We start from the raw sequence: 12,939 nt of genomic DNA, 5'->3' as shown, positions 1-12,939 counted from the left end.
AAAGGAATGCTATGACAAAGATTGCTATGTTTACGGGGTCTTTTGATCCGATTACTAATGGGCATATGGATATTATTGCCAGAGCCAGCAAGCTCTTTGATGAGCTCTATATCGGTCTCTTTTATAATAAAAATAAGCAGGGCTTCTGGGACGTGGAGACTCGCAAGCGTATCTTGGAAGAGGTCGTGGCAGATCTTCCCAATGTAAAGGTTATAACGGCTCACGATAGTCTGGCTGTAGATGTCGCCAGAGATCTTGGGGTGACTTATTTGGTCCGAGGCCTTCGTAATGCGACAGATTTTGACTATGAGGCTAATATGGATTATTTCAATAAGGGGTTGGCCCCTGAAATTGAAACGGTTTATTTGATTGCTAGTCATGAGGTAACACCAGTCTCTTCCAGTCGTGTGCGTGAGTTGATTTATTTTGAGGGGGACATTAGTTCCTATGTTCCTCAAGCAGTTGTTAAGGAAGTGGAGGCCAAGCGTGGCAAACAAGAACGAATCTAAATCACTATTAGGGAAAATTTGGCGGATTAAGTGGTGGTTGTTAAGTATTTTTACGGTACTTTTCCTCCTATTTGCCCTCTTTTTCCCGCTAAATAATTATTATGTTGAGCTTCCGGGTGGTGCTTTTGATACCAAGGAAGTCTTGACTGTAGACAAGAAAGCTGATGATTCAAAAGGATCCTACAATTTTGTGGCGGTGGCTCAAACCAAGGCGACTTTGGCCTTGATGCTCTATGCCCAGCTTAATGATTTTGCAAAGCTTCAAACAGCTGAAGAGGCAACTGGGAATTACTCTGATGAAGATTTCATGCGTATCAACCAATTTTACATGGAGACTTCCCAAAACCAAGCGATTTATCAGGGCTTGACTCTGGCTGGTAAGGAGGCTAGCTTGGAGTATATGGGTGTCTATGTACTTCAGGTGGCTGACGATTCTAGCTTTAAGGGTGTTCTTAATATTGCCGATACGGTGACAGCTGTTAATGGCAAGACCTTTGATAATTCTGCTGACTTGATTAAATACGTTCAGGGACTTAAGCTGGGTTCAAAAGTCAAGGTCACTTATACGACAGATGACAAAGAAAAGACTGCTACTGGTAAGATTATCAAGATTGCCAATGGTAAAAATGGTATTGGTATCGGTTTGACAGATCATACCGAGGTCAAGAGTTCTGAAAATGTGAAGTTTAAACTTGATGGTGTTGGCGGCCCAAGTGCGGGTCTTATGTTTACCCTAGCTATTTACGATCAGGTGTCTGGTCAAGATCTTAAGGCTGGCCGTAAGATTGCTGGAACAGGAACCATTGAAAAGGATGGTTCTGTCGGTGATATCGGTGGTGCCTACCTCAAGGTGAAATCAGCGGCTGATAGTGGTGCAGACATTTTCTTCGTACCTAATAATCCAGTAACCAAGGAAATGAAAAAGGCTGATCCAGATGCCAAAACCAACTATCAAGAGGCCAAGGAAGCTGCCAAGAAACTGGGAACCAAGATGAAAATTGTCCCTGTTAAAACAGCTCAAGAAGCCATTGATTATTTGAAAAAGACTAAATAAGAAGCGAGAGTAAGACAGGCAGAAATCCATGATTTTTGTCTGAGTCTTACTCTCTTTTTTAGGTCAAAGTGTTATAATAGTCTTTATGAAAAAACGTTATAGAACAGTCAATGATTACTATCGTGAAATTTTTGGCGAAAAGATTTTCAAACTACCAATAGATGCGGGTTTTGATTGTCCCAACCGTGATGGCACAGTGGCCCACGGTGGCTGTACCTTTTGTACGGTATCGGGGTCTGGGGATGCTATTGTAGCACCTGAGGCACCGATTCGTGAGCAGTTTTACCATGAGATTGACTTCATGCACCGCAAGTGGCCAGAAGTTCAGAAATATCTGGTTTATTTTCAAAATTTTACCAATACCCACGCACCGCTTGAAGTTATCAAGGAACGCTACGAACAGGCTATCAATGAGCCTGGTGTTGTTGGCATCAATATCGGTACCCGCCCAGACTGTTTGCCAGACGATGTGATTGATTATCTGGCAGAACTCACAGAACGTATGCATGTGACCGTCGAACTTGGCTTGCAAACGACTTATGAAGAAACGTCAGAGCTCATTAACCGAGCACACAGCTATGATCTCTATGTGGAGACGGTTAAGCGTGTGCGTGAGCGTGCGCCAAAGGCTGAGATTGTATCGCATCTGATTAATGGGCTACCAGGGGAAACCCACGAGATGATGGTGGAAAATGTTCGCCGTTGTGTGACGGACAATGACATTCAGGGGATTAAACTCCACCTCCTCCACTTGATGACCAATACGCGTATGCAAAGGGACTACCACGAGGGGCGTCTTAAATTGCTGAGTCAGGAAGAGTATGTGTCAATCATCTGTGACCAGTTGGAAATCATCCCTGAGGATATCGTCATTCATCGAATCACTGGTGATGCGCCGAGAGATATGTTGATTGGTCCTATGTGGAGTCTCAACAAATGGGAAGTCCTCAATGCCATTGACAAAGAGATGGAACGTCGTGACTCATGGCAAGGGTGCAAAGTAGCTAACGAGAAGGAGGAAAAAGCATGATTAAACGACCAATTCATCTGTCTCATGACTTTCTAGCTCAAGTGCTGGATGATGAGAGTGTTGCTGTCGATGCAACCATGGGAAACGGCAATGACACAGCCTTTCTAGCTGGCCTTGCCAAGAAGGTTTATGCCTTTGACGTGCAGGAGCAGGCGCTCGAAAAGACTCGTCAACGCTTGTCGGACTTGGCAATTGAAAATGCGGAACTCATTTTAGATGGTCATGAAAATCTGGACCGTTATGTCACGGAACCTATTCGTGCAGCTATTTTCAATCTGGGCTATCTGCCATCTGCAGATAAGAGTGTTATTACTAAGCCCCACACGACTCTTGAGGCCATTGAGAAAATTCTTGACCGTCTAGAGGTGGGTGGTCGTTTAGCTATTATGATTTACTATGGTCATGATGGTGGCGATATGGAGAAGGATGCTGTGCTTGAGTACGTTATCGGTTTGGACCAGCGTGATTTTACAGCTATGCTTTACCAACCCCTTAATCAAATTAATACCCCACCATTTTTGGTGATGTTGGAGAAATTACAATGATTACAGATATTAAAGAAAAGCTTGCAGATATGCAGGCCAAATATATAGACAAGCAAAGTGCCGAGGATACTTTAAAAAAGGTTGATAATCGTAAAACGGCTAAAATTAAGAAAAAGTTAGCTAGTCTTGAGGTTGAACGTTGCCATAAACTTTTGGCCAAAGAAGATGTCACTGCCATTGATAAAAAAATTAGTAAGCAAAAAGAACTATTCTCAAACTGTTGTCATAAGGAAGGGTAGGAGGAGCTATGCATTTATCATTAGCTTTGCTTGTTCTTCTTTTTAGCTTGATTTTATCGAACGTTATCAATCGTGTCTTTCCGCGTCTTCCCCTGCCTTTGATTCAAATTATTTTTGGGGTTGGTATTGGTTTACTTTTTAAGGGACGCGCTTTCGAGCTTGAAACAGAACTTTTCCTAGCTTTCATTATTGCTCCCTTGCTGTTTCGTGAGGGTGAAGAAAGTGATATCACTAGTATTCTACGTAACTGGAAACTTATTCTATTTTTAATTTTTCCAGTTATCTTTGTGTCTACCTTGGGAATCGGTTATCTTGCTAAGGCCGTCTTGCCTGCTTCGGTCCCCTTATCTGCCTGTCTAGCCATTGGTGCTGCCCTTGGGCCAACGGATTTGGTTGCCTATTCCGCTATTTCCAAACGCTTCAGTTTCCCAAAGTGGATTAGCTATATTTTGCAGGGTGAGGGTCTTCTGAACGATGCCTCTGGCTTGGTCGCCTTTCAGGTGGCAGTGACTGCCTTGACAACAGGTGCTTTTTCCCTCCTTGGTGCGAGCTGGAATTTGGTTATTTCTGTGCTTGGTGGTTTTTTAGTTGGCTTGATTACAGCCTTATTTAATCGTCTCTTTTTAACCATTTTGGACAATATGGATGCTGCAGATGTCACAGGTGCTCTCTTACTAGAGCTGGTACTACCAATCTCCTCTTACTTTGTAGCCGAGGAAATTCATGCTTCTGGAATTATTGCTGTTGTCGTAGCAGGGATTTCGCTTGCCAGTCGTTTCAAAAAAATCACCGTTTTTGATGCCAAGCTGGATAACGTTTCCCATACGATTTGGGGAACCATTACCTTTATGCTTAATGGCATGGTCTTTTTCCTCTTGGGGACAGAACTTCCAACTCTAGCAACGCCAGTACTGCGTAGCAGTACCTACGATAATCTCTGGATGCTGCTTGCTATCGTCCTTTTAACAGCGACCATGTTTGGCATTCGTTTTGTTATGATTAGTGCAGTATTTGCCCAAAGAGCTTGGAGGGCCAAACGATCACTAAAAAAAATCTGGAAGGGTGCTACTCTGTTAACCTTTTCTGGCGTTAAAGGAACGGTTTCCATTGCAACCATCCTTTTGCTTCCAGTTGCCAATATGACTGCTCTGGAACATAGTCTTTTACTCTTTACGGTAGCGGGTGTGACCTTGCTGAGCTTCTTAACAGGGATTTTAGTCCTACCTAAGCTAGCCACTGGTCCAGGGCATACGACCAACCATTATATGCAGATTGCCATTCTCAATGATGTGGTCGGTGAGTTGGAAAAAGATCTAAAACAGTCTACCAATCAAGGGGCTGTCTATGCTACGATTGATAACTACAATCAACGCTTGGAAGATTTAATCTTGGAGCAGGAATCAAATGATGTCAAAGAAGAGTTGGCCAATATCCGAGTAATGATTATGGAAATTGAGAGTGAGGGTTTGGAATATGCCTACAAGAAGGGTAAGATTTCAGAACTCGAATATAATCTCTACCAACGTTATATCAAGGGCTTGGAACGTCGTATCAACCGTGGTTTTGTCTCTAGCCTTTCTTACGCCCTAGCTGTCTTTGTGCGTGGCCTTCGTAGATTGTTACACTTAGCTCTTACTTTCAAGTTTCGTATTGATCAGGATGATACTAGAAGAGGTCCTAGGTTGACGGAAGAAAACCGCGACCATATGACTGAGCTCTATTTGACAAATACTGAGCAGATTTTGGAAGCCTTGAGTAATCTGGAAGGTGTTTATCACTCAGATCTCTTGTCTTATCTGAAACGCAGTCGCCTTCAAGAGGCTGAGATTATTCAATCAGGTGCCTTTGTCGAGCGGGTTATCACTCACCTTCATCCAGACAATATTGATGAAATGTTGCGTGGCTACTATTTGGAACGTAAGGTTATCAACGAGTACGAGCAGGCTGAACTTATCTCTAGCCGTTATGCCAAGCAGCTTCGTAAGGAAGTCAATACTTTGGAGGATTACTCTCTCAAAGAAACTAGCAACACGTTAACCTATGATATGATTAATCTGGCTCGAGGTCGAGCTTAAGCAATGAATGTTATCACAAAAAGAAGCCAAGAAAAATTTTGGCTTCTTTTTAATATATTTTTATAGAACAGCTTATCGTTCCAGCCTTAATTTTGTATGGTGTATCTAGAATAAAAGAGGAGTAGTGATAAAAGAACAAGTCCCCCAGATAATGTCTAGGGGACTTGTTTCTTTGAGCGATTTTTATAGAAGAGGGTTAATGTAAAAACGATGGTCATCAATTGGAATAATTTGAACAGGATTTTGGTAGAAGTCAGCTAAAACTTCCGGTGTGATGATATCATTTTTTGGTCCTTGTGCCACGATTTTTCCTTGACGGAGTAGGAGGATGTGGTCCATCTTCTCAGTAATCTCTTCAGCATGGTGGGTGACGTAAAGGACCAGGGGTGCGTGAGGAAGCGAGGTGATACGGTCGATCTGACGTAAGAGCTTTTCGCGGGCAAAGAGATCCAAGCCCACAGTTGCTTCGTCAAGGATGATGATGTCGGGATCTTCCATCAGACTACGAGCAATCAAACAGATTTGCTTTTCCCCTTGAGAGAGGCCATGGTATTTACGACCAATCAAATCTCCAGCACCAAGTGAAGTTAGCATATCCTTGGCTTCTTGTAGCTCTTTGTCTCCATAGGCTTTGTAGAGGATTGAGCTCTTGTACTTACCGGTAAGGACGATTTTTTCAGCAGTCATATGTTGAGGTAGACGCTCAGTGATAAAGGAACTGACGATACCGATGTGTTGACGAAGACCTGTGATGTCTCCATTACCAAAGGTGTAGCCTAGTATCTCAGCCTTCCCTTCAGAAGGGAAAAATTCAGCTGTCAACAAACGTAAGAGGGTTGATTTTCCAGCACCGTTAAGTCCCAGGATAGCCCAGGTTTGTCCTTTTTCAACTGTCCAGTTAAGGTCAGATAAAAGTGTTTTTCCTTGGCGGACCAAGCTGACATTTTCTAATCGTATAAGTGACATAAGTCTCTCCTTTGATGATAAATTACCCTAATTATAGCATAAAATAGACGCCTTTATTGGGAAATTATGGTATAATAAAAGTCAGAATTTTTTTTAGAGGAGAAGAAAAAATGGAAGACTCTAGTGGTCAGTCCTTATTATTTCAATCTATTTTACTACTAATTTTAACCTTGCTTACAGCCTTTTTCTCAGCATCTGAGATGGCTCTTGTATCACTTAACCGCTCACGTGTGGAGCAAAAGGCAGAAGAAGGCGATAAGAAATTTATCCGCCTGCTCAAGGTTCTTGAAAATCCAAACAACTTCCTATCAACTATCCAAGTTGGTATTACCTTTATTAGCCTCTTACAAGGGGCCAGTCTCTCTGCATCACTAGGTGCAGTGATAGCGACTTGGTTTGGTCATGTGGCTTGGGCTAAGACAGCAGGTAGCATGATTTCTTTGGTTGTCTTGACTTATATCTCTATCGTTTTTGGGGAACTTTATCCAAAACGTATCGCTATGAATCTCAAGGAAAATCTAGCCATCTACTCGGCACCTGTCATTATTGTTACAGGTAAGATTGTTAGTCCCTTTGTTTGGATTCTTTCGGCGTCAACCAATCTTTTGTCTCGTTTGACGCCTATGACCTTTGATGATGCAGATGAGCAGATGACACGTGATGAGATTGAGTACATGTTGACTAAGAGTGAGGATACACTTGAGGCTGAAGAAATTGAAATGCTCCAAGGGGTATTCTCTCTTGATGAATTGATGGCGCGTGAGGTTATGGTCCCTCGTACAGATGCCTTCATGATTGATATTGAAGACAATACTCAAGAAAATATCCAAGCTATTCTCAAGGAAAGTTTCTCTCGTATTCCTGTTTACGAAGACGACAAGGATAAGATTATCGGTGTCGTTCATACCAAAAACCTTCTAAAAGCAGGTTTCGAACTTGGTTTCGAAAATATCAAACTTCGTCGAATTATGAATGAACCTCTCTTTGTTCCAGAGACTATCTTCGTTAATGATCTCTTGGCGGCCTTTCGTAACACCAATAATCAGATGGCTATTTTGCTTGATGAATACGGTGGGGTTGCTGGTCTTGTTACCTTCGAGGATCTTTTGGAAGAAATCGTTGGTGAGATTGACGACGAAACAGATAAATCTAGTATTGAAGTTCGTGAAATTGGCGAGAATACCTATATTGTCGAGGGTGCTATGACTCTTAACGACTTCAATGAACATTTTGATACAGAACTTGAGAGTGATGACGTTGATACTATCGCAGGTTATTATTTGACTGGTGTGGGAGCCATTCCTACTCAAGAAGTCAAGGAACACTATTCAGTTATCAACAAGGACAAACACCTTGAATTTATCAATGATAAGGTTAAGGATGGTCGTGTAACCAAACTTAAGGTAATCATCACGGCAGCTCCAGAAGAGGCAGAAGAATAGTTCTCTACATGTTTTTATTAGAAAATATTGGAACTTAAAAGCGACTATTTACTAATTAGGCACTTTCTCTCATTATGAGTGAAAGTGCTTTTTCTTATCTATCTTGGAATATCAGTTTATCAAAATAATAAGATTAGAAAACGTCTATAAAATACGTCATAAAGCCTTTTTAACCTATCAAAAGTGTTAGAATTTGTCAGAAAAATAACGATAATTTTGAAGGTATTCTAACATATTTCAGCGTGTTGAAAGATTTAGAATAAAAATAAATAAGATTTTAATTAAAGCGGTCTTTTATTACTTTTTTATGGTAGAATGTAGGTTAACTGATAAATGAAAAAAGGAGAATCTTAATGGCTTCTAAAAAATCTATATCTATATATAGTAGCTTGCTTTTACTCACCCTTACCCTAGGAGCTTTTGTACCAGTAACCTCTTTTGCGGATGATGGTATTGCGACAAATGATGCTGTTCTTACACAACCAACGACAGATCGTGCAACAACTGGTCCTTCAACAGCCCCAAGTGATGGTGACTTGGCTCGTAGCAATGATTCAAACACAGGTGTGGCAACGCCAACAACACCAACACCTACAGTTCCTGAAGTACCAGCTGAGCCAACAACACCAGCAACTCCGGAAGCACCTGCGACACCGGCTCCAACAGCTGATTCATCAACAAAACCAGCCGATAAGCCAGAAGACCCAGCTTCAGCAACTGATAAAGGGACAAGCGAAGCACCTCAAAACTCTGAAACTCCAGCGGTGAATGTTAATGGACAACCTGTTGTTACTGTAACACCAACAGCTCCAGTTATCACTGCAGCTGGCCAAACAATTGTGTCTACACAAAATAGCCAAATTGTTATCGCTAACACTGATGGTACAACAAGTGTTGTCGCTCCTGAAACAGTAGGATTCAAAGTGAACGCTGACGGTACATTGACTGGTAAAGATGCTAAAGGTAAGGAAGTTACACTTCCTAAGACTGGTGAATCATCAACAGTAATCTTGACATTGGCAGGAACATTCTTCCTTGCTACTGCAGCCTTTTTGGGTCTTAAGAAACGTGCCCAATAATATAGAGGATAAAAGACTGGATTTTTCCAGTTTTTTTGTTTTTCTTCTGGTATAGTATAGATATTCCTTAATTCAGATGTATTATAGTATAACCTTTGCCTGAATTCAGGCAGATATGGAGCATGTTTCTGATAAAAGAGGTATAATAAAAACATGTAAAAAGCGTTTTCAAGGAGGCTGCCATGGCAGAAATTGATTACAGTCAGGTGACTGGACTTGTTCATTCAACCGAAAGTTTTGGATCCGTAGATGGTCCTGGTATCCGTTTTATTGTTTTCATGCAAGGCTGTAAGATGCGTTGCCAATATTGTCATAACCCAGATACTTGGGCTATGGAGTCAAATAAGGCTGTTGAACGTACAGTTGAAGATGTCTTAGATGAGGCTCTTCGTTTCCGTCATTTCTGGGGTGAGCATGGTGGTATCACTGTATCAGGTGGTGAGGCCATGCTTCAGATTGATTTTGTCACTGCCCTCTTTACAGAGGCTAAGAAGCTAGGGATTCACTGTACGCTTGATACTTGTGGGTTTGCGTACCGCAATACTCCTGAGTATCATGAAGTTGTTGACAAACTTTTGGCTGTGACTGACTTGGTCCTACTTGACATCAAAGAGATTGACCCCGAACAACACAAGTTTGTGACCCGTCAACCTAATAAGAATATTTTGGAATTTGCTCAATATCTATCTGACAAACAAGTTCCAGTCTGGATTCGCCATGTCTTGGTACCTGGTTTGACAGACTTTGACGAACACTTGGTTAAACTTGGTGAGTTTGTAAAGACCTTGAAAAATGTCGATAAATTTGAAATTCTTCCCTATCATACAATGGGTGAGTTCAAATGGCGTGAGCTCGGTATTCCATATCCTTTGGAAGGGGTCAAACCACCAACGGCAGATCGTGTCAAAAATGCCAAAGCTCTCATGCACACTGAAACGTATCAAGAGTATAAAAATCGTATCGGTGTTAAAACCTTGGATTAAAACAGAAGCTCTTGACAAGAGCTTTTTAACTTTGCTATTATTTAGGGAGCAATAAAGAGCAGGTAAATTATGTTTCGTATTTTAAAATTTGATGATGACTTTGTTTATCTCAGTCATCCTGACGGGCGACTTAAGAAAATAGATCGCACGCTTTTTGATTTTGATATAAAATTAGGAGATCGTATTGATGTCTACCAAGATGGGGACTTGACAGTTGTTACTCCGGCAGAAGTCCAGACGGACTTGAGCCTAGAGGGAGACAAATCTGTTAAATCACACCTCTTGCAAGGGATTTTAGATCTTTTCCTTGAAACCCTTAATATTCACAATAATCATTTGGGTGACTTGAAGAAGATTTTCACACAGTTATTGATTACACTCTTCATGGCTTGGAGCTTGTTGGGAGTTATTCTGGTTGAGATTCTTCTTTTTGCAGAGTCAATTATTGTCTTCTTATGGAGACTCTTGGTTCGTCTTATTAAGTGGATGCATATTAAAGACAACACTAAGGTCTTGATTGATGAGACGCAAAAACGTCATGCTAAGCGTGAGCGTCAAAAAGCTCAAAGACGTGAGCAGGAAAGACGTCGTCAGGAAGAATTTGAAGAACGTGAATATCTTCGTGAAACAGAACGTCAAAAGGAACTCATGATTGTTGAAGCTAGCCTTAGTCAGGAAGCAGAACGTGAGAGCCTTTCAACTAGCCTTGCTTTGGAGCAAGCAGGTGCCTCAAGTCAATCTGCTAGTGAAGACTTGGCCGAAGAAAGCCAGTCAACTTCAGAGTCAGAAGTAATGTCTGAATCAGCAAAGTCTGAAAAATAGAACAAAAAAAGAACTGAGATTTAGGATCTCGGTTCTTTTTCATATGAGAAAAGCACCAGAGGTGCTTTTGTGAGAGGTGACTAAAGTGTTTTTTCAGAGTCACGAACAATGAGCAAGTCAACTTTTGCGTGACGGAGAATGTATTCAGAAGATGAACCAATAAGCAAGCGTTCAAAAGTATTGAGACCTGTGGCACCAACCATAATAAGGTCAACATTTTCCTTATCAGGGATATCAACAGCCAAGAGGCTCTTAGGATTACCGAACTCAATAACTTTGCGAATCTTGGTTAAACCAGCTTCTCTGGCTTGGCGTTCAAAGTCAGCCAAAACAGCTTTAGCTTCGTCTTCTAGTTTTTCATAGATGTAAGAGTCGAAAGTCGCAACGCTTTGAAGGGCGCGTGTATCGATAACGTGTACCAATAGTAACTGAGCATTATTACGTTTTGCAACGTGCACACCTTTAATAAAGGCCAGTTCTGATTCGTAAGAACCGTCGATAGCTACCATAATACGTTCATATTGTTGAGACATAAGCTCTACCTCCTATCTTTAGCTTTATTATACTCCTTTAATCTAAAAAATGAAAGCGTTGTTATAGATTTTCTGAAATCTTTTTTTGACTGCTTACTTTAGGATGCTCTTAGTAATGTGAAGATTTCAGTATTATCTAAAAATTGAAGATTGCTTGAAAAAGAGGTATAATACAATCTGTTATTAGCTTCGTAAGAAACATGATAATTAAAAAAGAGGAAGACAAGTCTTCAGAAATGATACCAAGTGGCCAAGCCTAAAGTTGGTGTCAATAAAAGTGGAAATCCCCATCAGGTGTTGAATTTTCTTATTTTCTGCTAGATGTATCTACTTTTAGTATCTTTTGAAAGGATTAACTTATGAAAACATTTGATAAATCATCAAAGTTGGATCACGTTGCCTATGATATTCGTGGACCAGTTTTGGATGAAGCCAACCGTATGATTGCTAAAGGTGAAAAGATTCTTCGTCTTAATACGGGAAATCCTGCGGAATTTGGCTTTACAGCACCGGATGAAGTCATTCGTGATTTAATTATGAATGTTCGTAACAGTGAAGGGTATTCAGATAGTAAGGGGATTTTCTCAGCTCGTAAGGCGATTATGCAGTATTGCCAGCTAAAGGGATTCCCAAATGTAGATATTGATGATATTTATATTGGTAATGGTGTTTCAGAAATGATTTCCATGTCTATGCAGGCCTTGCTTGATGATGGAGATGAGGTCTTGGTCCCAATGCCTGACTATCCTCTTTGGACAGCCTGCGTCAGTCTAGCAGGCGGTAATGCTGTACACTATGTCTGTGATGAAAAATCTAACTGGTATCCAGATATTGATGATATCAAATCAAAGATTACGTCAAATACTAAGGCAATTGTAGTCATCAATCCTAATAATCCTACAGGTTCACTCTATCCTAAGGATGTCCTTGAACAGATTGTGGATATTGCTCGACAAAATGATTTGATTATCTTTGCGGATGAGATTTATGACCGCTTGGTTATGGATGGTAAAAAGCATACTGCGATTGCTAGTCTTGCACCAGATGTTTTCTGTGTGTCTATGAATGGTCTTTCTAAGTCTCACCGCATCTGTGGTTTCCGTGTAGGTTGGATGGTTCTCTCTGGACCTAAAAAGAACGTCAAAGGCTATATTGAAGGGCTTAATATGTTGGCCAACATGCGTCTTTGTGCTAATGTGCTCTCTCAGCACGTTATTCAGACTTCACTTGGTGGCTACCAATCTGTGGATGAGCTCTTGATTCCTGGCGGGCGTATCTATGAACAACGTGAGTTTATCACGAATACCGTAAACGCTATTCCAGGGCTTTCAGCTGTTAAACCAGATGCAGGGCTCTATATCTTCCCTAAAATTGACCGTAATATGTATGATATTGAAGATGATGAAGAATTCTGTCTTCGTCTCTTGAAGAAGGAGAAGGTTCTCCTAGTTCCAGGTAAAGGCTTTAACTGGAATGAACCAGATCACTTCCGTATTGTCTACCTTCCTCGTGTGGAAGAGTTGGCTGATCTCGGTAACAAAATCGAACGAGTCTTGTCATATTACAAGCGTTAATTTCTTGAAAAACTGGACAAAATGGCTTGTCCAGTTTTTATTGTCTCTAAAAAGGGGACATATTTGAGCAAAATCCGAACATTTTTCC

13 protein-coding genes are annotated in these 12,939 nt (G+C 41.1%); 11 read left to right on the top strand and 2 right to left on the bottom strand.

Annotated features, from left to right (window positions below; all coding sequences use genetic code 11):
* The first annotated feature begins 11 nt into the window (after positions 1 to 11).
* The 6 genes from coaD (at position 12) to NST80_RS08670 (ending at position 5,452) form a co-directional block, all read left to right on the top strand.
* Complete coding sequence (gene coaD, locus NST80_RS08695; protein ID WP_014632676.1) at positions 12 to 509, top strand: pantetheine-phosphate adenylyltransferase; 498 nt, start codon at positions 12 to 14, stop codon at positions 507 to 509.
* Positions 487 to 1,563, top strand: a complete 1,077-nt coding sequence (locus NST80_RS08690; protein ID WP_045769055.1) for a SepM family pheromone-processing serine protease — start codon at positions 487 to 489, stop codon at positions 1,561 to 1,563. The genes coaD and NST80_RS08690 overlap by 23 nt, the downstream gene beginning before the upstream one ends.
* An 85-nt stretch (positions 1,564 to 1,648) precedes the next feature.
* The gene (locus tag NST80_RS08685; RefSeq protein ID WP_004183328.1) at positions 1,649 to 2,593 is read left to right on the top strand and encodes a TIGR01212 family radical SAM protein; all 945 of its coding nucleotides are present in this window, start codon (positions 1,649 to 1,651) and stop codon (positions 2,591 to 2,593) included.
* Positions 2,590 to 3,138: a class I SAM-dependent methyltransferase gene (locus NST80_RS08680; protein WP_045772008.1), complete on the top strand. Its 549-nt coding sequence runs from the start codon at positions 2,590 to 2,592 to the stop codon at positions 3,136 to 3,138. The genes NST80_RS08685 and NST80_RS08680 overlap by 4 nt, the downstream gene beginning before the upstream one ends.
* The gene (locus NST80_RS08675) at positions 3,135 to 3,377 is read left to right on the top strand and encodes a hypothetical protein (RefSeq protein ID WP_014634967.1); all 243 of its coding nucleotides are present in this window, start codon (positions 3,135 to 3,137) and stop codon (positions 3,375 to 3,377) included. The genes NST80_RS08680 and NST80_RS08675 overlap by 4 nt, the downstream gene beginning before the upstream one ends.
* 8 nt (positions 3,378 to 3,385) lie before the next feature.
* Positions 3,386 to 5,452, top strand: coding sequence for a sodium:proton antiporter (locus NST80_RS08670; protein WP_183138274.1), 2,067 nt, complete (start codon positions 3,386 to 3,388; stop codon positions 5,450 to 5,452).
* A 183-nt stretch (positions 5,453 to 5,635) separates the two neighbouring features.
* Here NST80_RS08670 and NST80_RS08665 read toward each other — a convergent pair whose 3' ends face one another.
* Positions 5,636 to 6,418: an ABC transporter ATP-binding protein gene (locus tag NST80_RS08665; protein ID WP_045769056.1), complete on the bottom strand. Its 783-nt coding sequence runs from the start codon at positions 6,416 to 6,418 to the stop codon at positions 5,636 to 5,638.
* Between the two features lie 110 nt (positions 6,419 to 6,528).
* Here NST80_RS08665 and NST80_RS08660 point away from each other — a divergent pair, with 110 nt between their 5' ends.
* The 4 genes from NST80_RS08660 to NST80_RS08645 all read left to right on the top strand — a co-directional run bounded on the left by NST80_RS08660 (position 6,529) and on the right by NST80_RS08645 (position 10,744).
* Positions 6,529 to 7,860 carry a hemolysin family protein gene (locus NST80_RS08660; RefSeq protein WP_045769057.1) on the top strand — a complete coding sequence of 444 codons (1,332 nt, stop codon included), beginning with the start codon at positions 6,529 to 6,531 and terminating at the stop codon, positions 7,858 to 7,860.
* A 353-nt stretch (positions 7,861 to 8,213) separates the two neighbouring features.
* The gene (locus tag NST80_RS08655; RefSeq protein WP_118058281.1) at positions 8,214 to 8,939 is read left to right on the top strand and encodes an LPXTG cell wall anchor domain-containing protein; all 726 of its coding nucleotides are present in this window, start codon (positions 8,214 to 8,216) and stop codon (positions 8,937 to 8,939) included.
* A 182-nt stretch (positions 8,940 to 9,121) separates the two neighbouring features.
* Positions 9,122 to 9,922, top strand: a complete 801-nt coding sequence (gene pflA / locus NST80_RS08650; RefSeq protein ID WP_021143691.1) for a pyruvate formate-lyase-activating protein — start codon at positions 9,122 to 9,124, stop codon at positions 9,920 to 9,922.
* A gap of 69 nt (positions 9,923 to 9,991) precedes the next feature.
* The gene (locus NST80_RS08645; protein WP_070847055.1) at positions 9,992 to 10,744 is read left to right on the top strand and encodes a hypothetical protein; all 753 of its coding nucleotides are present in this window, start codon (positions 9,992 to 9,994) and stop codon (positions 10,742 to 10,744) included.
* An 80-nt stretch (positions 10,745 to 10,824) separates the two neighbouring features.
* On the opposite strand, the gene NST80_RS08640 is transcribed toward NST80_RS08645, so the two are convergent.
* Positions 10,825 to 11,277 carry a universal stress protein gene (locus tag NST80_RS08640; RefSeq protein WP_002891687.1) on the bottom strand — a complete coding sequence of 151 codons (453 nt, stop codon included), beginning with the start codon at positions 11,275 to 11,277 and terminating at the stop codon, positions 10,825 to 10,827.
* A gap of 359 nt (positions 11,278 to 11,636) precedes the next feature.
* On the opposite strand from NST80_RS08640, the gene NST80_RS08635 reads away from it, so the two are divergent.
* A complete protein-coding gene (locus tag NST80_RS08635; RefSeq protein WP_070850097.1) occupies positions 11,637 to 12,851 on the top strand; it encodes a pyridoxal phosphate-dependent aminotransferase in 1,215 nt (404 codons plus the stop codon).
* The last annotated feature ends 88 nt before the right edge of the window (positions 12,852 to 12,939 follow it).

The organism is Streptococcus sp. FSL K6-1323 (assembly GCF_038630745.1).
Classification (GTDB): domain Bacteria; phylum Bacillota; class Bacilli; order Lactobacillales; family Streptococcaceae; genus Streptococcus; species Streptococcus salivarius_D.
Note: the sequence above shows the minus strand (reverse complement) of the source record. Positions and strands in the feature narration are given on the sequence as shown.